Genomic DNA, 22,487 nt, shown 5'->3' with positions numbered 1-22,487 from the left:
TATATGATCGATTTAGAAAATATTCCACAACCAATCGAGGAAGATATTCCTGTATAGTATATAAGAAAGTAAAGAGCAAGAAAGGGTTATAAATGGTAAACAATACCATACTATGACCCTTTTTTACATGTATCTCGGTCGTACCCCAACTACCGAAGTATCCATTTAACCCAATTATTTTAAACACGATACCTTTTTTATCGGGTGTAAAACTTGATGTTGTAAAACCTATTGATGTTATTGGAAAAATATATCCCCGAAAAGTGTTATTTATACACAGTGATGCAGATAAAACAATCTTTTGTAGACACAGCGAATTGTTATCAAACTGTCATCCTGACAAATTTACATATTGGAAAACATCAGGTGTTTTGCATTTGCGAAGTCACCAAGCTTATCCAAATGAATATCAAGAAAAAGTACTTTCGTTTTTAAATTCTGCTGTTAATTAAAGTATACCGAAAAGAGGGTGTTTATCATGGTATTAACATTTTTTATTCTGTATACAGTTGCAGCGATAGTTTATATCAATAATAGAGAAAAAGATTGGGGTAAATGGTTAAGTTTATTACTTTTTTCATTTGGCAGTGGCGCATTTGGCAAATCACTGATAGAAACTTTTTTTCCATATCTTGTTGAATACAATTTTGTTACTTTAGATTATGAAATTTTATTTCAAGTAAGCTATAGTTTAGGCAGTTTTTTTAATCAAAATGTATCTCCTTATTGTTTTATGATGTTTGCAGCTACATATTCAGGGCTCTTTTCAAAGGGGAAATTAAGATTATTAGGTTCATTGTTGTTAATTCCCTTATTCATTATGATTCTTAATACGACCTTTTACCCGCAAGTCTCGCATAATTGGATTTTAGTGGCTGTTTGGGCAATTCCATGTTACTTAGTTGGAACATCTTTTATGATCTACAGTACAAAAATAGAGAAAAATACTGAGAAGAAAAAAGATCGGAAATTATTTAATTACCTTTTACTTCCTCCCTTTCTAACAAATGTTTTGACCAATTATATAGGGCATGCGGTTGGATTAATCGCCATGTGGAGATTGAATTCTATCCCTGTTGCAATTGCAGGAATCACATGTATAGTTATGATGACAAAAATGGGAGTATTAGGTGTTAGACTGAAAATGGAAAAACAGGCCTTTGATAGTAAAATGCAAGTTTTTAATACGGGATCTGGTTTATTAAACCATGCGGTAAAGAATCAATTATATAAAATTAATTCTAGCCTTTTTCTTTTGAAACCCTACAAAGATCAATTAAACGCAAGTGGAAAAGAAGCAATCGATATTATCAGTCGAAGTTCAGATCATCTCACGAATATGGTAGATCGAATCCAAAGTAAGACACAAGCAATCTATATCGTACGCTCAAAACAGAATTTAAATGAAATATTAGATAACAGCATAGAAGATATACAGATGGATTGTGACAGGGTGAGAATCAACAAGAAATATAATGCAGGAAATATTGATGTTATATGTGATAGCGCTCATACAAAAGAAGTTTTTATAAATATTTTAAATAATGCACTGGAGGCTTTAAAAGAAGGTGGAGAAATAGAGGTATCAACAGATTTTACCAAGTCAGATAATGTCATAGTTGTATTTACTGATAATGGTATGGGTATATCTCCTAATAATTTACGTCGTGTTGTGGATCCTTTTTTCACTACAAAAGGCAAGAGTGGTACGAATTTTGGTTTGGGCTTAGCTTATTGCTACCATGTGATGACTAAAAGTGGTGGGAATTTAGAGATTGAGAGTGAGCTAAATAAAGGGACAAGTGTTAAATTAACATTCCCAATAAAGGAGGATTGATGCATATGGATAAAATAAGAGTTGTGTTAATTGAAGATGACGAAGATTGGATTAAACTCATAGAAACGATTATTGGCAATGAAGATGATATGATGCTTGTTGCATGTAGCAGAACAAAAGAAGAAGCAATTAAACTTTCAGGGGCACTTAATCATATTGATATTTTTCTAGTTGATATAAATCTTACGGAAGACAACTTGGATGGTATATACACAGCATTAGAATTAAAACGAAGTGAATCTTCTAAAATTATTATGTTAACGTCTATGTCAGATGAAGAAGTTATTCAGCAAGCCTTTACGGCTGGAGCAACAGATTATATTTTGAAAAAAGATGCCACTCGTATACCTGAAATTATCCGTGCATCTTATCATGAAACCCCTCCAATTCAAGCTTTGATTAAAGATTATGTTCGGTTGAAAAGCGAAGAACAACTTAAAGAATTAACTACTGCCGAAAGGGGGGTATATGACCTTATTGAGCAAGGATATTCGAGAAGTGAGATACAAAAAAAATTAATTAAAAGCGATAATACTATTAAGAATCAAATCAAAAATATACTAAAAAAACTATCCGTATCAAGCATGAAGGAAGCTATTCAAAAAGTGAAATCTGGAGGTTTATGAATGTGTAGTTACTTCATGGTGATCAGCCAAATTGTCAGATCCAGATCAAAAAAACTTCAATTGAATATTTAAAAAAAGCTAAAAGGCTGTCGACTTTGTTGATGCCTTTTAGCTTTTTTTATATCAAGTTTAGAAACAATATTTTGTGTCATATTCGAAAATAACTATCTACATATGCTGGTTAAAAGATACAAAAACCCCTTTTTTAACAGTAACTTTTCAGAAAAAGGGGTGTCTACATTCTCTAGGGGCTATATTTTATAGCCCCTTTTGCTATTCTAGGGCCATAAAAGATGACACTCCCCTACGTTTGTCTAATCTTGTAAGATAAAGACGATTATTCAATATTCGTTTTCGAATTAAAGGTGGCTGTTACATATAAAAAAATAAGGAGGTGAACATCATTAATAAAATCAGGGAAAAAAGGTTAGAGAAAGGTTGGACGCAGTTTGAACTTGCGGAAAAATCAGGAGTTCCACAATCGACTATTTCTCAAATCGAAAGAGGAAATCGGAAATACCCTACACATGAAAATATTATGAAAATCGTTAAAGCATTGGAGATCACAGTAGAAGAACTTGAAGAGGGTAGTTTACAAACTTTGGACATTTAAAGTCTTTTTACCTATTTAGCCAAAACTAGGCAAATTTACATTGATTAAAATCCGTTATTGGTTTACAATATAAATATAAACTAAAAGGAGGTTTCATTAATGAATCCATTTACTAAGATATCTAACTTTTTGAATGACAGTGTGGTTGCAGGTTTGCTTGATATAGCCACACCAATAGCTATTATTGCACTAATTATTTGTTGTATTGGAGCTTGGATTGTGGGGGATGAATCAGCTAAAGCCGGATTTAAAAAAGGTATCTGGTTTACATCATTTGTAGCCATTATTTGTTTCTCTGCACCGGCTATTATGTCATGGATTGGTAAAACATTTTAATAGGAGGCTTCCTTATGAAAGAAGAGGGAAAGAAAAAATTCACGATCCCTCGACAAATAAGCAAGGAAATCCATATCTGGCGCTTCGTTACTTTTAAAGAAGCGCTGTTTCTTGCATTAGGGGGATTAATTGGTTATCTCTTATATTCGTACATGATACCAAGTGGTACAAATGTGCAAATGAAGGTTTTTATGGTAGTGCTGCCACCGACTATAATTGGTTTGTTTTTATTCGTTAAGCCAATTAAGCAACGAAAAAACATCAGATTGTTTCATTATCTAAAATGGCAGATTGAATTTAAAAATAGAAAGAAAGTTTTCTATTATAAAAAGAAGGGTTTTAAGGAGTGAGTATATGTTCGGAAAGAAGAAAGTTCAGGAGACTGAAAAAACGGTTCAAGATTTAATCCCTATCCGGAATATATATAACGAAATGATTGAAACAAAGGACAACAGACTAATCAAAGTTTTAAGTGTTTCACCCGTTAATATCTCTTTAATGTCACATAATGAAGAAAGAGAAGTACTTGAGAGTTATGAAAGCTTTTTAAACACTATAGATGCTCCAATTATGATTAGCCGAGTTTCCACTCCTGTTAACTTAAAAGATTACGTTGTGGATCTTCAATCACAATTAAAGAAAATGGATAATCCATATAAAAAGAAAATCTTACAAAGTTACATTTGGTATGCAAATAATATTCAAAAAGATCGAGAAATGATTAGAAGAAATCGTTATATCGTGATTGATCAATCATTTAGTGATGAAAAATCCAAAATTGAAGCGATTAGAAAACTGAGAACAAGAATCGAAGATTATACAATTAAAATCGAAGAAATGTTAAGAAGTCCGAAACTGGAAGTTAAAGAGTTATCTAATAAAGAGTTAGAAAAGTATATTCATATGTTTTTTGATTATGAGAATGCTCAAATTTTAGCAATAGAGGATGAAGTAAATCCAGCTTATGTCATTGGACGAAGAAACCTTATTAATACGGTGGATAGATTAAAAGCTGAAGAAAACTATTATGTTCGTTAGGAGTGGGTGATATGCTAAGTTTTTTGTCTAATTTGATTGGTAAGAAGAAGGAAAATGTTACACTTGAAAACTTTGTAGATGACCAATCAACTTTTTTAGATATATTGTCTCCAGATAGTATAGAAGAACATGATTCATACATGAGATTGGGAAGTAATTATGTGAGAACATTAGCAGTGGCCCATTTCTCCAATAACATTACTGCGGGTTTTCTCGATAAGCTCCATAGCATAGGTTCAAATGTATCTGTTATTCATCATATTGAACCTACATCTTCAGAAGCCATGGTTAGAGCTTTAGATAAAGCGATTGTAGAGTATAGCAGCCAATTACATGATGCTAAACTTAAAACCTCGGAACGTCAAAATCTTGAAAATAACATCAAAGATGCAACTGTTTTGCTCGATAACCTCACAAGTTCAAATTCAGAATTATTCAACGAACATATGCTTATTCACATTCAGGCTCTTTCTTTAGAAGAGTTAAACCGTGTTACCAATTCGGTTAAAACTCTTACAAGTCGCCATTTGAAAGCTATTGCACCTACAAACCGTATGTTTGATGCCTTTGAATCGGTACTTCCTATAAATAAAAATAAGGTAAAAGAACTCACTTATCGAAATTTCGATGCAGAAGCTTTATCTGCCTTATTTCCTTTTGATGAATCCGAAGTAATATCGGATAGAGGAATCATTAAAGGAAGGAACCTAAAGACCAATAGTATTGTAATGACTAATCCAGATGAATTACTAAATAGACATGAGTACGTATGTGGACCAAGTGGTTCTGGAAAAAGTACATATCTTTTTGGAGATATGCTGCGTCGATGGATTCAAGGTACTCGTATTAGGGTCATAGATCCAAAAGGAGAGTTTGGAAATAAATTCACACGTATTGGTGGGGAATGGATAAAAATTTCTCCAATGAATGATACGGTTATCAATGCTTTTGAAATCATGAACACTAAACTTATTAAAAATGATGATGGAAATGTTATTGATTCATCTTTACTGCATCGTAAGATTTCCACTTTAAAAACAATGTTTACTCTTATGTATTCGGATCTAAAAGATGATCCTGTAGCATTAGCTTTATTAGAAAAAGCTCTCGTTAAAACTTATAAAGAGAACAAAACAAAAGAGAACAAACCATTGAGTATTACATGGGATACAGATTTTTCAACTTTAAAATCTACTGATTACCCAACAATGGGAGCTTTGTATAACGTAATTAAAGAATTAATAGCTAACAATGAAGAATTTAAACCATTAAGTAATTTGTATCAAGTACTTTATCAATATGTTGAAGGTTCTTACTCTAAGGCTATGAATGGGCATACAAATGTAAATTTATCTAATGACTTAATTACCTTCGACTTATTTGATTTAAAAGGTGAGGAAGACTTACAAAAAGTAGCTATGTATAACATTCTGACGTTTTTAGAAGAAGATGCAGTAAAAGATAAAGAAATTGTTCAAATATACGTTGATGAAGCTCATATACTGGCTGATCCAAGAAACCCACTGGCGATGAAATTCTTATCAGATATGTATAAGTTACTCCGTTCCTTTAATAGTGGTGTTACCTCGGCTACTCAACAGGTAGGTGACTTTCTATCCGCAGTAGAAGGAACTAGGAACTATGGTGAAGCTATTATCTTAAACTCTGTATCTAAGTTATACCTTCCAATGTCCAGGGCAGAGTTAAATACAATCATGGATAAAACATCAGAGAACTTCTCTGAGGAAGAAAAACTCATTTTAGTAATTAAAGATGCAGATCGTAAAAAAAGTGCTGGTAAAGGCGTTTTCATCGAAGGTTCAACTAAAGTTTCATTACACGTACAGTTAACACCCATTGAGCTTCAGTTATGGGATAGACCAAGAATGGAAGTTGAATACCAACATGTTAAAAATAACCACGAAATTTTATTAACTGATACTGATAAAGAAGAGCACTTCCATAAGGAACGAGAAAATCCAGAACTTATTTTGGTTAAGTAGTAGGTGAAAATATATGTTCACATTGACAACAAAATTAGGCTTATTTGCTGCTAAAGAATGGAAATGGGTAATTGGTGGAATCACAATCTTTTTTGTTGGTATCATCATGATGGTTGTAGGCTTGGGCTCCTCTACAGAAGAGGAAACAGGAGAATTTGAGGTAGGTGAATTATCAGCAGAAGTTTTAGCCTATAGATCGCTAATAGAAGCTGAATTGAAAAAGTATGGAATGGAGGAACATACTCTTGTCCTTTTAGCGATTCTTCAGCAAGAAAATGGCGGGGGATTAAGTCGTGATATCTTTCAAGCATCCGAAAGTTTAGGATTACCTCCCAATTCCATTACTGATCCACTATATTCTATTCAAGTCGGGGTCAAGCATTTTGCAGGTGTTTTTGAAAAGGGAAAAGCCAAAGGTGTAAATATCGAAGGAATAGTTCAAAGTTACAACTTTGGTGGAGGATATATAGATTTTTTATCATCAAAAGGTGGAAAACATTCCGAAGCACTTGCTAAAGAATTTTCTTCTTTGCAAATGGAAAAGAACCCTGGGAAATACACATGTGGTGGAGATACAAATAACTTTCGATATCCTTATTGTTATGGGGATTGGAGTTATACAACCAAAGTATTTAGCTACATTTCTACAGGAGGAGCAATAGCTACCGGTTCACAATTAGGACAAAAAGCGTATGAGACGTTATACAAAGAAATTCTTAAGTATGAAGGTTTTCCATATACTTGGGGTGGATCAACGCCTGCCACTAGTTTTGATTGTAGTGGTTTAACTTCATGGGCATTTAAGAATATTGGTTATAGTTTACCGAGAACCGCACAAGAACAATATAAAGCCACGAAAAGGATTTCAAAGGACCAAATGAAGCCAGGTGACTTAATATTCTTTAAAACAGCTAGTTATAATGATGTTACACACGTTGGAATTTATGTAGGAAACAATAAAATGTTTGATGCGAATAACGGAGGAATAGGATTTTCACAACTCAATAACTATTGGAATCCTAAAATAGTTGGTTATGGTCGAGTGAGTTAAATAATCGAGGTGGTATATAAATGGATAAAAGGATTTTTCTTTATATACTTTTGGTCATAGTGATTGCTTTTGGTGGATACCAATTTAAGCAGCATCATGACATAAAAGATGCTTATACCAAATTAGATAAAAAATATAATGCATTAAGTAGTAACAGCAAAGTGAACGTTCAAGATGATGCAATCAAATTTTTAGAAGCATTTTACACATATGAAGGAAGACCAAAAAAGGAAAATATCAATGGATTAACTACTAAAGAAGTTCAAGATAACCTATTTCAAACTTATGAAGAATTAGATAAAGAATTTGAAATGCCAAAGGATCTTGAATATAGAAGTGATATAGACAATACGACTGTTTATCATGCAAGAGATGAATATGATACAAAGGCAAAGGTGTTAGCAACATTTGATTCAGTAATCACTATCAATGGAAAGAAAAGCAAGTCTAAATCAATTGCAGAGATCAATCTTGAATTAAAAAATAAAAAGTGGATTGTAACTAATTTTAAAATTTTAAATGACGTTTCTGAATTCCAAGGTAATTAGAGGGGGGAAAATAAATTGATTCTTAAAAAGAAAAAAAGAAATAAAATTCTCTTAGCATTATCAATGTTTTTCCTCCTTGTATTTGTATTTAATTTCGTTACAACTGAAGTTGCATATGCAGAAGAAGAAGAAACATCTGAATCGGTTAATTTAGATTGTGGAAACTTTGATTTCAATTGTAAAATACGTGAATTTGTATTAAATATCGTGCAAGGAGCTATTAATTATAGTATTCAACAATTAGACACGTTTTTGTTAGAACCAGCTAAGATTTTAGAAGATCCAACAATAAGTGGATTTTACGATCAGGCCTATAAATTTTTCTTTGTTTTATTAACAGTAATATTCCTATATAAGATGGTTGAAATTCTAGCTACAGCCGATCCAGAATCAAGAGGGGTCATAAGGGAAAAATCAGTTAAACTAATATTTACAGTGTGTTTTGCATCAAGTTTTAAATGGATATTTGAATACCTTCTTAAATTTAACAATTGGTTTGTTCAAGGTCTATTAGAGGGTTATAATCTGAAATTCAGTACATTTAAGTATGATGCAGCAAAAATTCAAGAAGCTGAAATAAACTTAGTATTTATGTGTATTTTGGCTCTGATTTTAGCGATCTTATTCTTTGTAATGTTAATCCAGATGGCTATAAGATTCGCTGAATTAGGCTTTGCTTTGGCAATCGCCCCTATTTGTATCGCTACTAATCTAAGTGACAACATGAATTTATTACCTGGGTTTTGGAAAAATTTATTGAGTATCATTTTTACTCAAAGTGTTCAAATATTATTAATATTATTTATGTGTAAGTTCTTTTCAAATGGAAGTATATGGGAAGCTGATAAAATAATGTTCGGTATTGGATATATGATATTAGTAGTTAAATCTCCACAAGTAGTTAAAGAACTTATGTATTCAACAGGGACTGGTCGTACAGCAGGTGGAATTGGTTCTGGGACAGTGTCTACAGTTGCGAAATCAGTAATTATGCGTAGAATTAAATAATATGTGAAAGGACGCAAAACATGAATATATTATTAAATATCATAATGCTGCTTTTACTAGTCACTTTTGGATTATACAGATTAACCAAAAACAGTCCAGAAAAAAGGGGGGTATTGTTAAATTCACTAAAAAATGCCCCCATAAACTTCTACAAAAACTGTAAAATAGTATTTGAAAGAATTAAAGAAAAACAAAAGTAGGTGGTGTACTATGAAAAAAATGCTAATGATCTCAACAATGGCCGCATTTGTATTAGCTGCTTGTGGTGAAGAAAATGTAGATAAAACAGCTTCATCATCTTGGAACGGTACGTGGGAAAAGATTGATGGAGAAAAAAATGTTTGTCGAGACTCTTTTACTTTTAAAGGAGAAAACAACTTCGAAATTCAAAATTCAAGAGTACAAGGAGGAGAACACTCTTCTGGAACATATAAGCATATAGAGAATAATGATTACGAATTTGATTATGGCGGTGGTTCTGACAATTTCATTATTACAGTCGAAGGAGATACGATGAAAGCTCAATTATCAAGTTCAGATAATGTTTGTGAATATAAGAAAGTTGATTAAAAAAAGCAGCCACAAATAAGCTGTTTTTTTTATTGGAAAAATATAAAATAATAGTTAACTAAAGGTGAAGGTAAAGGTGATAATATGAGTGGAACAACTGTACAAATAGATGCATGGTTAAGCTCCTATAGAAGGAAGCAATATATATCAATTTACGACCGAATGAAAGATAAACACTTGTCAGCTATGTCTTTACTCTTTCAAGATCACGAGAAGTCTGCGGACAAACACTATAAGGAATTAGAAAAAGAATATGCCACAGCATTTAATTGGGAAAATACTGATCCAAGTGACGTATTTGAAATGATTAATGATAAAGTTTGTGAATTTTATGATTCTGAAATTCTAATGGAACATAATTTTCACCTATCATTTCTCTCTAATATGTATCAAATCTTTGAACAACAATTACGAAGCTTTATATATGGAGAACTAAATCATAATCTTAGTAATGTAAGAACTAAAAAACTAGAGAAATTCGGTACAAATATGACAGAGATTAAAGATGCATATTTGATGTTGGGCTATGATTTAGAAAAAAATTCAAATTGGGATACGATTTATGTATTAGCAGATATTGCTAATGCATTTAAACATGGGGATGGCCGATCAGCTAAACGATTATTTAAGAAGCATCCTGAAATGTTCAAATTAGATTCCTATAACAAGGAAAGAATCATGGATAGAGAATTCACAACCAATTCTGAAGTTGTATTCGAAATAGATAAAATCAACTTCAATACTTATGCAAACGCATTGATAGAGTTTTGGACTGAATTCCCTGAACATTTAACTGGTACACATACATTCAATGAGTAGTTTTTTCAGCCATTGAAGGAAATTGAATTACAAGAAAAAAGGTCCAATAATTAAGGACCTTTTTTTCTAAAATACATCTTATTTTTTTACTTTTGAAGGAAATTCAAAGGAAATTGAACCGTCTTTTAAAACTAAAGAAGCATCAAATGGTTTTTTCTCTTTTGCTTTTGGTTGCAGACCTTTCATCACACTTGTTTTCCCTTTTGTACTTAAATCTTTTACATGCTTTTCTGTAATTTTTTTACCTAGTATCTTTAAAGGGAAACTTTGCTTGCAGCCATTAGTATATTCTGAACATCCGTAAAAAGATTTTTTTAAACTAATACTGCCTTTTTTACAAGTAGGACATAAACAGATTTGATCGGCATTTTGAATATTTTCAATGCTTTTAACAATTGCTTCTGACTTTAATTGCCCAGGCACCTCATTAATTAATTTATTAATAAACTTTTCTATGTTTGATAAGAAGGCTTTAGATGATCCTTGACCTTCTCCAATGGTTTTCAGGTAAGATTCCCATTTAGCTGTCATGGCTGGACTTGATAACAGAGTGCCTTGAATGGACTGACAAAGAACTTTACCTTTGTCCGTTACAGATACTACATTCTTATTTACTTTTATATATCCGTGTTTCTTGATTGTTTCTATAATTCCTGATCTTGTAGCTTCAGTTCCTAACCCTTCAATTTCCTTTAATATTTCCACATCTTCTTTATCTTCAACAGATTTCCCTGCGGTCTTCATCATAAGAATAAGGTCACCCTCTGTATAGGGCTTAGGTGGCGTTGTAAAGCCTTCTTTTTGTTTTACTACACTTAGTACCTTTTCATCTTTTTCGATTATTGGCAAGGATGCTACGGCCTTATTCTTATCGAGACTATCTTTTTTATCAGTATCTTTGAAGAGTTCTTTCCATCCTTTGCTAATTTCCGTCTTCCCAGTAGTTTCAAAATCAAGGCCATTTACATCTGTAATAACTTTGGTTTCTTCATATACATAATCAGTGTGAAACATAGCTAGGGTAGTATTAAGCACTTCAAAATAGATATTCTGTTCTTCGGTCGAAAAGCCTTGCAGAGTGGCACTAGTAGGAATGGTCTTGGTTGGGATAATGGCATAGTGTTCTTGAACCTTCGAACCGTATACATACCTTTTCTTAGGCTCTCTGGAATCTACCTGAAATGTATTTTTGATAATATCCTGATAGGATTCAAGATTTTGAGACAAGTAGGCAAATTCGTTTTCTGTAATAAATTGAGTGTCCGTTCTCGGGTAGGAAAGTATTTTTTTATCATACAATTTTTGTACGGTATCTAGTACTTGTTTAGGGCTGTATTTCCACTTTTTATTAGCAGCCGTTTGAAGGGTAGACAAGGCATGCAACTTCGGCGATTTAGTTCGCATTGCCTTTTTGGTAACGGATTTAACAACACCATTATCTTTTCCTGTTATCCTGTGATGTTTCAATATATTAAGAACTTCTTCTTTTTTCTCACTTTTGATTTTGGCTTTCCCTTTATATTTACCATTAGCAACTGTAAAATCAGCTTCAATTTCATAAAATGGTTTTGCTACGAAATTTTCTATTTCTAATTGTCTCTTATAGATTAAAAAAACCACCGGCGATTGGACTCGACCTATACTTATGCTACTGTTATTACTTGTGCTGCTGTCTTTCCATCCTTTTTGTTGTAAAAGCAAAGTATATAAACGGCTGCCATTCATGCCGATAAGCCAATCTGCTATTTGTCGTGTTTTGGCTTCATTGTACAAGAGTAAGTCTTTTTGATTATCTTTTAAATTAGCAAAACCTTTACGAACTTCATCAACTTCTAAGGAGTTGATCCAAAGCCTTTTAATGGTCTTGTTTTTTACACCAGTCATATGGTAAATGGAGTAAAAAATGTTAGAACCTTCCCTGTCAACGTCACATCCGTTCACCAAAAAATCAGCATCTCTAAATAATTTTTTTACTGCATTAAATTGCTCGTTCTTGCCATAAGCCACTTTAAATTCATAATTGCTTGGCAGGATCGGTAATGAGGATAAATTCCATGAACCCCATTCTGGTTTATATTCTTTTGGTTCTTTCAATTCAACTAAATGTCCAATCCCCCAAGTAATAATAGCTCCAGAAGGAAATGTGCTGCATGGATTTAATTCAATAGACGTTTTATCACGCTTTTTGACAGAAAAGGCTTCTGCATATGCTTTTGCCTGTGATGGCTTTTCGGCCAAAATTGTCGGACGGCTCATTTTTTCACTCCTTTTTTGATAAATATATAGTTATATTATAACATATATGAGTAAAATATATTGGAAATTTATATAAAAAAAGTATAAATAGGGTCACCTATTTATACTTTAATTAACTCGTTCATTAGATATTATATTTTTAACTTCTTCAATTAACTCTTGGACACTTTCTTCTCCAGCTAGAGATTTTAATGAAACAATGTCATTCATAATCTTTTCTTGTAAATATATAATTTCATCATCATTATTTTTTAAGGATTCAATCATTTGATGAATAACGTCACGAATAATACCCGATCTTGGTACTTTTTTCTTCGTAACTTTAATCACATGATCCTTTACCTCATCCAATACCTCAATCACTTTTTTATCTATTAATATCGGGATTGCTTTTGATTCATCAGTTTTATATGACTTGATATATTCAATATCTGGTTTCTTATAATCATTAAGAACAAACTCTTCAAAAGTAAGGTTTATGATATCACCTTTTAACAAGGAAATAAGATCCTTGTACATATTTATATCTATTGTAAAAGTTGTATGCATGGTATCCCTTGTGCGGACAGGCATGGAACTAATTTGTGACATAATGTAACTAATAACATCCGAGCTGTTAATCTTAAAACCTCTTTTAGCGTTATTAATGACAATATGGTTTATTTTTTCCTGTTCAGTATGTTCTAGTCTTATTGGGCATATTGAAACATTTTTAGCGTTTGATGGATTTATGATTATATCAACATCCAAACCCTTTAAAAATTCTCTAATTTTACGAGACCTATAATTTCTTTGCACAGTATCATTAAATTCTTGGATAATATCGTTTTGTACCGAAAAACCAACTAATTGTTTTGACATATGAACTCCTGTTTTTAAGTATATTATAACTTATATGAATATTTCGTTCAAGAAATCAATTAGATTTATAAGTCTATATGTTTAATGAGCAGGTTCACCTTTATGGTGAACTATTTGCTTAAGACATATTCTATCGAGGAGAATGATAGAATATGTATACATAACTAGACAAACCTCGATAAAGGACATTTATTTTATATATCGAATCTTTAAGATAAAGAAAAACCTGTTTGATAACCTTGGTGAATTTGATCACGTAACTTAAAATTCCTATTTAGCTTTTATTGTTTACCACATATGTTGAAATATAACTTGAAAGGTGGTTGAAAACTTGACTGAAACTGAAGACATACGTTCAGAAGACAAAAGTGAAAACGTAGAGGACTTGCGATTAACAGTTAAAGAAGCTGCCAAATATGTTAAAGAGAATCCTGGGGTGATTAGAAATTGGTTAAGGGAACTAAAATCCTATATCCCAACTATACAGGGTGAAAATGGCTACCATTATTTCGATCAGTCAGCATTAGAAAGACTACTATTAGTTAAAAAATTAAGCCGAGAACAAAATTATACAATTAAGCAAATTGAATATCATTTAGCTACAGGTGGAAAAGATTTAAAGCCTGAACCAACGCCTGAAGCGTCTGAAATAATCCTAAAGGAATTACTAGTTATTAAGGAAAAGTTAGAGCTGCAGGAACAATTTAACCAAGTCTTAGTTAAACAGTTAGAAAAACAGCAACAATATATGGAATATCAAAATTCTCAAAAAGAGAATATAACGGATTCTATCGAGAAACAGGTGAATCAACGATTAATTGCTTATGAGGAAGCTCAAAAGAATCAACTAGAAGCCGCAGCCACTTCACCAAAAAAAGGCTTTTTTGCACGGTTATTTTCATCCAAGTAAAAAAAGGCCCTTTTTTAGGGCCGTCTTTAAATAATATCATCCTTTTCAACTGCTCATGCTTTTAGTTAGAGGGGTCCTGGTAGCAAATAAATAAATATCTCCTTTAGATTAGAAACAAAATTGTAAGTGCTTGTATCAGTGCCGGTATCACGATACCTATTGTGACTGCGCCCAGGAATAGTAAAACACCATAGAACCAGATGAAGTCTTGTAATCCAATTTGTTCAGTGTCAAAAAAATACAGGTTCACATTTCGAACACATTTTGGTAAAATAGTTAAAGTCAAAATTTAAATTCCTTTCCCGGAGTTCCTTTCTGTATGCCAGTACAGATCGGGACTTTTTTTGTTTTCATACATTACTCTTGGTTTTTTTTGTTGTTAATCTTTAAATTGTACTCTTCTTCTAATCGTTCTCTTAATAGATCACTCCCGAATTTCCTTTCAAACTCATTAATTGCACTTTCAAGTCTTTTCTCGGTTATTAATTTACTTCCATCCGTATCAGATAACTTTCCTATTAGCTGAACAACTACATCCCGCATAAGGGCAGTTCGAGTAATTCCCTTTGTCTTAATTTCTTTTACATAATCATCTAACTTATCAAAGGCTTCTGTAGCAATACCAATTCTCATAGGCTCTACTTCTTCTGGTTTTTCCAATAGAAAAGCTAAATTATGACTTGGTTTATATTCCTCTAGAATAAATCGTTCCAAGGCTGAGTTACGATCGCGAAAAGGAACAAATTGTTCTAAAACTTCTCTAGTCCCTTTTTCGAAATAAAAACTTGATTTTCGAATTTCACGTTTCTTTGGTAATGAAACGTTCTGATTTTCTAATTTCTCAATTAGTTGTTTCATGATGTTGCGCATTAAGGAAGATCGATTTGCTTTGTATCCAGATTCACGAACGGTTTTAACTAATTCATTAAGCCGATCATGTGTATGTTCATCAAACAGGAATTTTTCTGGTTTTAACCCTTTTACATCGCCTTCATTAATAACGCTTAAGTCATCTACTAGTTGATATTCATTTAGTATAAAATTCCTTAAAATTTTGGATTGCATGGACGGATCAACTAAAGATTTATATGCTTCAACTTGTCCTGGAAATAATGAGAAAGATACTTGTTTCATAAAAAGCAGCTCCTACACGTACAATTTTTCTTCTGGAAAGTCATATCCCTTTGACACTCCATAACGGCGTAATATAAAGGCATTTAACGCTAATTTAAAGCCTTCTTCATCCAAGGTTGAAATAATATCAAGAGGTTCAACTGTTTCATTAGAATTAAACAAATGGACAGCAAGCTTTGCTAGTACACGAAGTCCACTGCTGAAGTCGTTCTCTTCAAACATTTCTTCAGAATCAAAATTACCACCCTTGGCATCAAAATAGGGTTTCATTTTACGATACAATTCCTTATTCCCGGTCATTAGGTAAGCAACAGATAAATATTCTTTGTTTGTTCTGTAGTAATCTGCCATATCTTCATTCCGAAATTGCGAATATTTTACTTCATGTTCTTGATTTGAAAATTGAAATTTCATTAAGTTCCCTCCCGTTTTAAATAAATCTTTAGTTAGTGTTAATTCTAATTATTTCCACTATTAATTAAAAGATTGTTCAAACCAAATAAATGATCAGAAATTTGAGGAACTTCTGATAAGTATAGTGCTATAAAGATACAACTAATAGCTATAATCGTAAGTAAAATTAAAATCGAAACCTTGAAAAAAAATCAAATTGCATGTGTAATCCTCCAATCTTAATATACCATTTAGACACTAAATATATTATTAAGTAACTCCGGGGATCAGCCGGAGCATATCAGTAACATATAATACTCAAGCACAAGAGTATTTACATTAAAGTATACCATAATTCAAAGCTTAAATCTGCATCTTCTGGTTCCCTCTTTAAACCATTCTAATGAGATTTTTAAGATGATACGATTCATTTCAATTAACCTTTTATTATCTTTTTCGTCGGTTCACCCATGCCATAAGGAATACTACTCCAATTACTATTAACGGAAAAGTGATATAGGGATATGTTTCAAACAAGTCAAACCACACCTGTTCAAAGAAAGTTCCCCCTCCCCCTGCTATCCACCCTGCTCGATACCCCTTGCTGTAGATGGCTTGTTGGTCTTCTCGGAGATTAAAGTTATTTTCATTATACATAGTTTCTTTTTTAGCAGCTGCATGTCCCTCATCATGACCATCATCATAGGCATCATCATCCGAATAATCTTCTTCAGCATAAGGTTTTCCATCAGTATCTTCACCTGAATCATCTACCGAGGAATCCTCAATTGCTTCTAATTCATCGTCCTTTTCCTCTTCGGCATCTGCATACCCCTTTGAATATCCCTTACCGTAAGATGCTACATCTATTTGTTGTAGATTATCATCGACTGGTTCTTCATTGTAGTAAATTTCGTTCTCATAATCTTCATAACCGATGTCATAACCGACCTGATAACTTAATTCATAGTAGTTTTCGAGAGTATCATAAACATCTTCATCATAGATGCCTTCGTTACTTTTTTCAGTATTATGGGAGTGATATTCCCCATACTGCAATCCCCAATCATCACAATTTGTTCGGCATGTATGGCCTCCACTAGAATCTGTATTTCCAGGGTGAGCTAAAGCATCACTTCCCGAAATAAAGAATAAGAAGATAGCAAAAATAAATATCCTAATTTTCATCTGGTTCCCTCTTTAAACCGTTCTAATGAGATTTTTAAGATTCATTTCAACCATTCATCCATTCCATAGCATTAGATGGATAAACTTCAGAACGAATATACTCTATATCTTCATCTGTTAATTTATACTCGGTGAATCCATTACCAGCCATACGGTTAGAGAATTGTTTTTTTATGAACTGATGAACAAACTTGAAAGTATCAGCAGTTTCGATAACATGAACGATTTCAGTGTTATGACCATATTCCTCTTTTATCCTATTTATCTTATCAATTTCTGATAAAGAAGTAGAATAGGTTATTTTATATAAACCACTAGGGAACATTCTAAAAAGAATAACAATGCCAGGCTTCGGTATTTCCCTTTTTCGTTTTTCTTCTTCCCTATGTTCCGCCTTTTCTTTCCATCTTTCACTTTCAAATTCTTTTCTTTCTTTTACTTTGTTGTTAAATTCCATAATTCCTTCATCATCAGTATAATTAATAAACTTTTTTAATTCCTCAATTAATTCATGGGTCTCCTTTATACTCCACAAATAACCATCCTTAGTTGCTACAGCGATACCACCTTCATCATCGATTGGCAGTAATTCAACCATTCCCATATGTCCATACTCCTCATAAGAACCCATCATTTGATAATAGCCTATACTCTCAGTAAGCTTATCCCTTAATGAACGTAAAGAATATTCAAATCGTTGAAGGTCTTTATAAAGTTTATTAAAATCAATACTTGTTTCATCATAAAAAGGAACGTTTTTCTTTTCCTTCAATTCTTTTAACATGTTCAATATTTCATCGGAATCTAATCCTGTCATTTCACTGACTTCATCAAACTTTATTATTCCATAACGATAACCCGATTGGTTTAGGCAGCTATTTAAGAAAACAAATTCAGCCGATGTAAATCCATACTTTCTATAAATCTTCGCTAATAATTCGGTTATATCCATGATGTGGTTCATCCTCCTGCTATTACCCTGAATTTCACTTTTTTTGTCTCTCGGTTTTTATAATCATTGGTGCCTTTTTATCGTTTTTTATTGATTCTAGGTATCTTGCCAAATATGATTCAGTAATTCTTGTTGGGACATAGCCTAAACGTGTCCGAATAATATTTTCTACAACAAATGCCTTTTTAGTAAAATGCATATAGTCTTTACCTGATGAAATTTCATATTCCTTAAAATCTTCTGAATCTACCTGCTGCTGACCTGCTTTGTAAAATGTATTCATATAAGAATACATTTCGCTACGCTCTTTCCTAATAGCTTTAAGTAAATACAAAAGTTCAAATGTTGATAAAGTCATAAGCTCTGGTGTTGTTTTTTCAATGTGAACATCTAACGCAGCTTCATTAACACGTATATCAATTCTTTCTCCATTTGTTTTCACAATGAGTGGATCAAGATTCATACAACAAAAATCACAATAATATTGAGTGTTCATTTTTTCGAGATTACTCCCACAATAAGGACATGTTTTCATTTTATCCTCTCCTTATTTTTATTATATCAGCCAGCTTTTAGACTGGCTGATATGTGTGAATTTTGGTTCTTGCGTACAATCAATCCAATGAATCCTTTCTCCTTTTTATCACTTGCAAAGTAAGCCAAGATAAAAGAGAAATCAAGATCAAAATGTCTAAAACTGTTTGAAGTGCCGAACCATAAGGGTAAACTCTTATGAATAGATAAATTGTAACGAAAATGATGAAATAGAAATTACCTTTTGTTTTCATAATTTGATCCGAAGTGTTATATAATAGGATTTAGGAAGGAAAGACAAACTGTCTTTCCTTCCCGGCTCATTTCGCTTAATTACTTACGCTTTCCAGGGCGGGGTTTTTTGCGAATTTGAGCTTTTTTCTTTTTCGACCGTAAAGTCTTGATGTCAAGCCAAGTCTTGATGATCGAAAGAACCGACGCGACAATTCCTAATGCCGTTAAAACGATTCTTAGTTCGGTCTCATTTAACACTTCGTTATCACCTCCTTAATAATATTATACCATTTAGACACTAAAACTACAACGTTTTTTGGTATCTTTTTCATATATTTCTACATAAAAATTGGGAATAAATCAGCTATCTACGGTGTCTGTCAACGGTACCGGACCGAAGGGAGGATAAGGAGTTGATAGACTCTCTATCCAAGAGCCTATTGTTGTCAACAAACTTCCACGTTTGTTGGCGCCTGCCGAAGGGGCAGCCCTTCCAAGAATGGAAGGGTTGGGTAGGTTGATCCTTTTATTGCGATCCAACGTGCTAGGTTGGCTGGGTGTGGGCAAGAGCCCACGGTCTTATGGTTTAAGGTTTTCGGCTCGTTCGGTATGGCGGTGAAACCGTAAAGGGAACAGGAACCTACGAAATGTAGGCGTTAGCCGTACAGATCGTGGTTATCGGGCCATTTAATGCCGAAGCGACACGTACAGAATGACAGAAAGATGCTCTTCCTTTCTGATCAGTCTGTAGTGCTGCCGCCCAAAGGATTTTTAGATCCATAATCATACAATTGCAAAAGGAAACAAACGTTCTTATAATGAATTTAAAAGGGCGTGAAAAAAAGAATGATAAATGATCGAGGAATTATAAAATACCAAGGATTCTTTATGCCAGAACACACAAAAATGTTAAAAGAGTTAGATAACGATTATCATAAAGTACCAAGACCACAATTGGATGAAGGTCAAATTGAGGATATGGAACAACTTATTTCAGAAAGTTTAGCTACTCAAACCAGTTTAGAAATAATAACTTGGAAAAATGGATTTTTTAGTTCGAGAATCGGTTTTGTAAAAACGATAGATCCAATAAGTAAAAAAGTCTTTATTATTGATGAATTCGGTACACTTATTAGTATTGATTTTTTTAACATCACAAACGTTTCTCCTAAATAAAATGTTATCCTAAAGGCTAAGGCAGGGTTAACCCTGCGGACATGTCTGTAGTACATATAGCTTCAAACATACCTTTTAATGCACTTTCAATATTCATTCTTTCCAGAACTTTATAGCCTTTTTATCTGAGGTATGATCGGTGACAATTAAGTTGGTGGGAGGATTGGAAGTATGACAGAGAAAAAGATGTGTATGTATTGTGCTCATTGGTACCATTTTTCTGTAATGACTCCATTGTATGAACAAGGCAAGACCTATATTGCATACTATTGTGAGAGATGTACACCAGCTGTTAAAGATAATCTGATGAAGCTTCCGTACTGGTCTCTATACACATGGGGTAAAAAAGGTAGCGATAATAAGAGTAGTACATAAGGTTTAGGGGGGATATTAAATGGTGAAAACAAAAGATAAATTAATGGCTCAACATTTATTTGTTTTATTAGATTCATTGGCTGAAAGACAAAAAACACTTAATAACGTATTGGAGATATTAGGTGGAGAAGAAAATGAAAATCACGGTTTCCTATCGGAACAAATAAAAATGGTGGAATTAATGATTGTTAAAGCCTTTGGTGGTAATGAAGGTCATTATGAGCATATCAGATCCACGCCATATTTTTATAACTATGAATACTACAAACATCATGAAGGTAATAAAGCCGAATTAATTGGTTATATTGGAGAAACAATTGAAAACGATTGGACCGAGAAATAATAAAGGAATAAAAAATACTTATAAATGGATTTTTCTGATACCATTTGCGGAGCAAATGGTATCAAAGGTTTTAGGTTGCTTCAGCAACCGTTGGCAGGCTCGATGCCTGCCTTATAATCAAGTAAAAAACGTATGTTTTTTACTCCCATTCGTAGCGATCACCAGCCATTTCTATAGATGATGCTGATGTTTATTTAGATAAGCAAAGAGGAAAATATCCTCTTTGCTTTTTATATTTTTATAAGTATCCTTTTTCTTTAAAACTTATGTGTTTTCCTGTGTGTGTGACGATTACATGGTCAAGGAGTTCAATCCCTAATATCCTTCCTGCTTCGGCTAATCTCTTTGTTACTTGATGGTCTTCTGGGCTTGCGGTGGGCTCACCGGACGGGTGCTGATGGCTGACAATGATTGAAGCCGCATTATTCAAGATGGCGCATTTCATGACCTCTCTAGGGTGTACAATAGAAGAATTCAGACTTCCTACATGAGCTCGATGAAGCCCGATAACTTGGTTTTTTGTATTAAGCATCATGACAAGAAAAACCTCTCTGTCTTCATCTGCTATGTAAGATGCGGCCAACTCTTGAGCATCATATGGTGACCGAATTACAAAGTTATCATAAGGTCCTGTGTTCTCTCTTATTTCTTGTTTGATTCGTACAACTTCAAATATTGGTGTTAATTCCACTTTTAAACTCCCCTTTGTGCTTGTGATTTTATAGGTTACTTTTGCCAACGCTTTTCATTTTGTTAGCTGATCCTTTGGACTTTCTCAACTCCTTTCTATACTAATATTATACCATTTGGACACTAAAACTTCAATGAGATGTTGATATATTAAGCTTTTAATAATGATTCATCCATACTGGAACTGACCTCAACTAGGAACCATTCAAAAGGATATTCATAATTAACATCATTTGTATTTACATACTTATGAATAGCCCATAAATTTAAAGCTGATAATTTAAGCATTTCATCTAATATTTCTTGTTCACGTTCCGAATCAATATAACCTAAAGCATACAAATCTCCGCATGAATCTAAGTATTCACATAATTTATCTAAGGTACATCCTTTACAAATTTTTATTACTAATTCTTTATCAGTCATATTATTCAACCTCCGTCCATAATCGAAAACTAATTTTTATTTAAACTTAACCGTATTTTCTCCTGTTTTTATAAATTCTTGTCCACACCTGTCGCAATAACAACTCTTTTCATTCTCTTGTAGTAATTTCCCTTTGAAACAATTAGGACATAAAATATTTGTACGTTTCATCCTTCTTCTCTCCTTACTTTGTTACTGTCAATGATGATAAAAGCTAAAATTCCTGCTCCAACTAATAAAGTCGTTAATAATAGAGATTCAATCATTTTCTTTTCCTCCTTTGTTTTTGGTTTTTGAATTTCTTTTTTCTTTTGCCTGGAGAAGCGATTCAGTTCCCCAAAGGGGGATTATTTTTCCCCTTTTGCAAGTAGAACGAACAATGAGCATCGGCAGACGGTCAAGGGTGATCTTAGCTTAAAAGTTTTTTATGTTGCGCAGCGTTCTTAATGAAAAAGTTTTAGGCCCCTTGATTGGCTGACGATCTGACTTTGCTTCCTACAGGGGTAGGGCGAAGCCTAGGAATCTGCCCCTGTTGGAAGCTTAGTCAGATTGCGTACATTGTACGA

26 protein-coding genes are annotated in these 22,487 nt (G+C 33.0%); 15 read left to right on the top strand and 11 right to left on the bottom strand.

Translation table 11 applies throughout. The features are described 5' to 3' along the window. Positions 1 to 478: 478 nt before the first annotated feature. From AC1DIV_RS27370 to AC1DIV_RS27315, 12 genes are all read left to right on the top strand, one after another. A complete protein-coding gene (locus AC1DIV_RS27370; RefSeq protein WP_105718898.1) occupies positions 479 to 1,837 on the top strand; it encodes a sensor histidine kinase in 1,359 nt (452 codons plus the stop codon). A gap of 5 nt (positions 1,838 to 1,842) precedes the next feature. Beyond that, positions 1,843 to 2,463, top strand: a complete 621-nt coding sequence (locus AC1DIV_RS27365) for a response regulator (protein ID WP_237332149.1) — start codon at positions 1,843 to 1,845, stop codon at positions 2,461 to 2,463. Positions 2,464 to 2,857: 394 nt separating this feature from the next. Continuing rightward, the gene (locus AC1DIV_RS27360) at positions 2,858 to 3,076 is read left to right on the top strand and encodes a helix-turn-helix domain-containing protein (protein WP_477577847.1); all 219 of its coding nucleotides are present in this window, start codon (positions 2,858 to 2,860) and stop codon (positions 3,074 to 3,076) included. A gap of 99 nt (positions 3,077 to 3,175) precedes the next feature. Then, entirely contained in the window at positions 3,176 to 3,412 is a 237-nt protein-coding gene (locus AC1DIV_RS27355; protein ID WP_105718900.1) for a hypothetical protein, read from the top strand. 14 nt (positions 3,413 to 3,426) lie between these two features. After that, entirely contained in the window at positions 3,427 to 3,762 is a 336-nt protein-coding gene (locus AC1DIV_RS27350) for a PrgI family mobile element protein (RefSeq protein WP_105718901.1), read from the top strand. Positions 3,763 to 3,766: 4 nt separating this feature from the next. Beyond that, positions 3,767 to 4,450, top strand: coding sequence for a TraC-like domain-containing protein (locus tag AC1DIV_RS27345; RefSeq protein ID WP_105718902.1), 684 nt, complete (start codon positions 3,767 to 3,769; stop codon positions 4,448 to 4,450). 11 nt (positions 4,451 to 4,461) lie between these two features. After that, positions 4,462 to 6,453, top strand: coding sequence for a VirB4 family type IV secretion system protein (locus AC1DIV_RS27340; RefSeq protein ID WP_142398535.1), 1,992 nt, complete (start codon positions 4,462 to 4,464; stop codon positions 6,451 to 6,453). A 13-nt stretch (positions 6,454 to 6,466) separates the two neighbouring features. After that, positions 6,467 to 7,504: a bifunctional lytic transglycosylase/C40 family peptidase gene (locus AC1DIV_RS27335; RefSeq protein ID WP_105718903.1), complete on the top strand. Its 1,038-nt coding sequence runs from the start codon at positions 6,467 to 6,469 to the stop codon at positions 7,502 to 7,504. 20 nt (positions 7,505 to 7,524) lie between these two features. Further along, positions 7,525 to 8,052 carry a hypothetical protein gene (locus AC1DIV_RS27330; protein ID WP_105718904.1) on the top strand — a complete coding sequence of 176 codons (528 nt, stop codon included), beginning with the start codon at positions 7,525 to 7,527 and terminating at the stop codon, positions 8,050 to 8,052. Positions 8,053 to 8,067: 15 nt separating this feature from the next. Continuing rightward, a complete protein-coding gene (locus AC1DIV_RS27325) occupies positions 8,068 to 9,060 on the top strand; it encodes a conjugal transfer protein TrbL family protein (RefSeq protein WP_105718905.1) in 993 nt (330 codons plus the stop codon). Between the two features lie 210 nt (positions 9,061 to 9,270). Then, on the top strand, positions 9,271 to 9,630 hold the full coding sequence (locus AC1DIV_RS27320; protein WP_105718906.1) for a hypothetical protein: 360 nt from the start codon (positions 9,271 to 9,273) through the stop codon (positions 9,628 to 9,630). Between the two features lie 84 nt (positions 9,631 to 9,714). Beyond that, a complete protein-coding gene (locus AC1DIV_RS27315) occupies positions 9,715 to 10,449 on the top strand; it encodes a hypothetical protein (protein ID WP_105718907.1) in 735 nt (244 codons plus the stop codon). A gap of 78 nt (positions 10,450 to 10,527) precedes the next feature. Here AC1DIV_RS27315 and AC1DIV_RS27310 read toward each other — a convergent pair whose 3' ends face one another. Together AC1DIV_RS27310 and AC1DIV_RS27305 are read right to left on the bottom strand one after the other, a co-directional pair. Then, positions 10,528 to 12,705, bottom strand: coding sequence for a type IA DNA topoisomerase (locus AC1DIV_RS27310; RefSeq protein ID WP_105718908.1), 2,178 nt, complete (start codon positions 12,703 to 12,705; stop codon positions 10,528 to 10,530). 108 nt (positions 12,706 to 12,813) lie between these two features. Beyond that, positions 12,814 to 13,566, bottom strand: a complete 753-nt coding sequence (locus tag AC1DIV_RS27305; RefSeq protein ID WP_105718909.1) for a hypothetical protein — start codon at positions 13,564 to 13,566, stop codon at positions 12,814 to 12,816. 331 nt (positions 13,567 to 13,897) lie between these two features. On the opposite strand from AC1DIV_RS27305, the gene AC1DIV_RS27300 reads away from it, so the two are divergent. Further along, entirely contained in the window at positions 13,898 to 14,476 is a 579-nt protein-coding gene (locus AC1DIV_RS27300) for a MerR family transcriptional regulator (protein WP_181151574.1), read from the top strand. A 357-nt stretch (positions 14,477 to 14,833) separates the two neighbouring features. Here the strand turns inward: AC1DIV_RS27300 and AC1DIV_RS27295 are convergent, their stop codons facing one another. From AC1DIV_RS27295 to AC1DIV_RS27270, 6 genes are all read right to left on the bottom strand, one after another. Continuing rightward, positions 14,834 to 15,610, bottom strand: coding sequence for a hypothetical protein (locus AC1DIV_RS27295; protein ID WP_048882975.1), 777 nt, complete (start codon positions 15,608 to 15,610; stop codon positions 14,834 to 14,836). A gap of 12 nt (positions 15,611 to 15,622) precedes the next feature. Continuing rightward, positions 15,623 to 16,024: a DUF6075 family protein gene (locus AC1DIV_RS27290; RefSeq protein ID WP_105718911.1), complete on the bottom strand. Its 402-nt coding sequence runs from the start codon at positions 16,022 to 16,024 to the stop codon at positions 15,623 to 15,625. Between the two features lie 426 nt (positions 16,025 to 16,450). Further along, positions 16,451 to 17,191 carry a YHYH domain-containing protein gene (locus AC1DIV_RS27285; protein ID WP_048882973.1) on the bottom strand — a complete coding sequence of 247 codons (741 nt, stop codon included), beginning with the start codon at positions 17,189 to 17,191 and terminating at the stop codon, positions 16,451 to 16,453. A gap of 46 nt (positions 17,192 to 17,237) precedes the next feature. Then, positions 17,238 to 18,143, bottom strand: a complete 906-nt coding sequence (locus AC1DIV_RS27280) for a hypothetical protein (protein WP_181151575.1) — start codon at positions 18,141 to 18,143, stop codon at positions 17,238 to 17,240. A 34-nt stretch (positions 18,144 to 18,177) separates the two neighbouring features. Continuing rightward, on the bottom strand, positions 18,178 to 18,678 hold the full coding sequence (locus AC1DIV_RS27275; RefSeq protein WP_105718913.1) for a hypothetical protein: 501 nt from the start codon (positions 18,676 to 18,678) through the stop codon (positions 18,178 to 18,180). A 332-nt stretch (positions 18,679 to 19,010) separates the two neighbouring features. Then, positions 19,011 to 19,169, bottom strand: coding sequence for a hypothetical protein (locus AC1DIV_RS27270; RefSeq protein WP_161802087.1), 159 nt, complete (start codon positions 19,167 to 19,169; stop codon positions 19,011 to 19,013). Positions 19,170 to 19,757: 588 nt separating this feature from the next. On the opposite strand from AC1DIV_RS27270, the gene AC1DIV_RS27265 reads away from it, so the two are divergent. Beyond that, positions 19,758 to 20,087: a YolD-like family protein gene (locus AC1DIV_RS27265; RefSeq protein ID WP_048882970.1), complete on the top strand. Its 330-nt coding sequence runs from the start codon at positions 19,758 to 19,760 to the stop codon at positions 20,085 to 20,087. Between the two features lie 394 nt (positions 20,088 to 20,481). Beyond that, complete coding sequence (locus AC1DIV_RS27260; RefSeq protein WP_048882968.1) at positions 20,482 to 20,805, top strand: hypothetical protein; 324 nt, start codon at positions 20,482 to 20,484, stop codon at positions 20,803 to 20,805. Positions 20,806 to 21,043: 238 nt separating this feature from the next. Here AC1DIV_RS27260 and AC1DIV_RS27255 read toward each other — a convergent pair whose 3' ends face one another. The 3 genes from AC1DIV_RS27255 to AC1DIV_RS27245 form a co-directional block, all read right to left on the bottom strand. Next, positions 21,044 to 21,523, bottom strand: a complete 480-nt coding sequence (locus AC1DIV_RS27255; RefSeq protein WP_311765552.1) for a JAB domain-containing protein — start codon at positions 21,521 to 21,523, stop codon at positions 21,044 to 21,046. Between the two features lie 122 nt (positions 21,524 to 21,645). Next, positions 21,646 to 21,921: a hypothetical protein gene (locus AC1DIV_RS27250; RefSeq protein WP_105718915.1), complete on the bottom strand. Its 276-nt coding sequence runs from the start codon at positions 21,919 to 21,921 to the stop codon at positions 21,646 to 21,648. Between the two features lie 36 nt (positions 21,922 to 21,957). After that, complete coding sequence (locus AC1DIV_RS27245) at positions 21,958 to 22,092, bottom strand: hypothetical protein (RefSeq protein WP_413023554.1); 135 nt, start codon at positions 22,090 to 22,092, stop codon at positions 21,958 to 21,960. Positions 22,093 to 22,487 lie beyond the last annotated feature (395 nt).

The organism is Peribacillus sp. 05N428, assembly GCF_056397085.1.
The sequence above is the reverse complement of the archived record's forward strand: the minus strand, read 5'-3'. Positions and strand labels throughout refer to the sequence as shown.

What these genes read in the sequence shown, in the direction of transcription:
- AC1DIV_RS27330 (WP_105718904.1), top strand. Translation starts at nt 7,525, where the DNA reads ATGGATAAAAGGATTTTTCTTTATATACTTTTGGTCATAGTGATTGCT.
- AC1DIV_RS27355 (WP_105718900.1), top strand. Translation starts at nt 3,176, where the DNA reads ATGAATCCATTTACTAAGATATCTAACTTTTTGAATGACAGTGTGGTT.
- AC1DIV_RS27285 (WP_048882973.1), bottom strand. Translation starts at nt 17,191, where the DNA reads ATGAAAATTAGGATATTTATTTTTGCTATCTTCTTATTCTTTATTTCG.
- AC1DIV_RS27260 (WP_048882968.1), top strand. Translation starts at nt 20,482, where the DNA reads ATGGTGAAAACAAAAGATAAATTAATGGCTCAACATTTATTTGTTTTA.
- AC1DIV_RS27335 (WP_105718903.1), top strand. Translation starts at nt 6,467, where the DNA reads ATGTTCACATTGACAACAAAATTAGGCTTATTTGCTGCTAAAGAATGG.
- AC1DIV_RS27365 (WP_237332149.1), top strand. Translation starts at nt 1,843, where the DNA reads ATGGATAAAATAAGAGTTGTGTTAATTGAAGATGACGAAGATTGGATT.
- AC1DIV_RS27315 (WP_105718907.1), top strand. Translation starts at nt 9,715, where the DNA reads ATGAGTGGAACAACTGTACAAATAGATGCATGGTTAAGCTCCTATAGA.
- AC1DIV_RS27295 (WP_048882975.1), bottom strand. Translation starts at nt 15,610, where the DNA reads ATGAAACAAGTATCTTTCTCATTATTTCCAGGACAAGTTGAAGCATAT.
- AC1DIV_RS27345 (WP_105718902.1), top strand. Translation starts at nt 3,767, where the DNA reads ATGTTCGGAAAGAAGAAAGTTCAGGAGACTGAAAAAACGGTTCAAGAT.
- AC1DIV_RS27305 (WP_105718909.1), bottom strand. Translation starts at nt 13,566, where the DNA reads ATGTCAAAACAATTAGTTGGTTTTTCGGTACAAAACGATATTATCCAA.
- AC1DIV_RS27370 (WP_105718898.1), top strand. Translation starts at nt 479, where the DNA reads ATGGTATTAACATTTTTTATTCTGTATACAGTTGCAGCGATAGTTTAT.
- AC1DIV_RS27290 (WP_105718911.1), bottom strand. Translation starts at nt 16,024, where the DNA reads ATGAAATTTCAATTTTCAAATCAAGAACATGAAGTAAAATATTCGCAA.
- AC1DIV_RS27350 (WP_105718901.1), top strand. Translation starts at nt 3,427, where the DNA reads ATGAAAGAAGAGGGAAAGAAAAAATTCACGATCCCTCGACAAATAAGC.
- AC1DIV_RS27265 (WP_048882970.1), top strand. Translation starts at nt 19,758, where the DNA reads ATGATAAATGATCGAGGAATTATAAAATACCAAGGATTCTTTATGCCA.
- AC1DIV_RS27250 (WP_105718915.1), bottom strand. Translation starts at nt 21,921, where the DNA reads ATGACTGATAAAGAATTAGTAATAAAAATTTGTAAAGGATGTACCTTA.
- AC1DIV_RS27275 (WP_105718913.1), bottom strand. Translation starts at nt 18,678, where the DNA reads ATGAAAACATGTCCTTATTGTGGGAGTAATCTCGAAAAAATGAACACT.
- AC1DIV_RS27340 (WP_142398535.1), top strand. Translation starts at nt 4,462, where the DNA reads ATGCTAAGTTTTTTGTCTAATTTGATTGGTAAGAAGAAGGAAAATGTT.
- AC1DIV_RS27280 (WP_181151575.1), bottom strand. Translation starts at nt 18,143, where the DNA reads ATGGATATAACCGAATTATTAGCGAAGATTTATAGAAAGTATGGATTT.
- AC1DIV_RS27245 (WP_413023554.1), bottom strand. Translation starts at nt 22,092, where the DNA reads ATGAAACGTACAAATATTTTATGTCCTAATTGTTTCAAAGGGAAATTA.
- AC1DIV_RS27310 (WP_105718908.1), bottom strand. Translation starts at nt 12,705, where the DNA reads ATGAGCCGTCCGACAATTTTGGCCGAAAAGCCATCACAGGCAAAAGCA.
- AC1DIV_RS27320 (WP_105718906.1), top strand. Translation starts at nt 9,271, where the DNA reads ATGAAAAAAATGCTAATGATCTCAACAATGGCCGCATTTGTATTAGCT.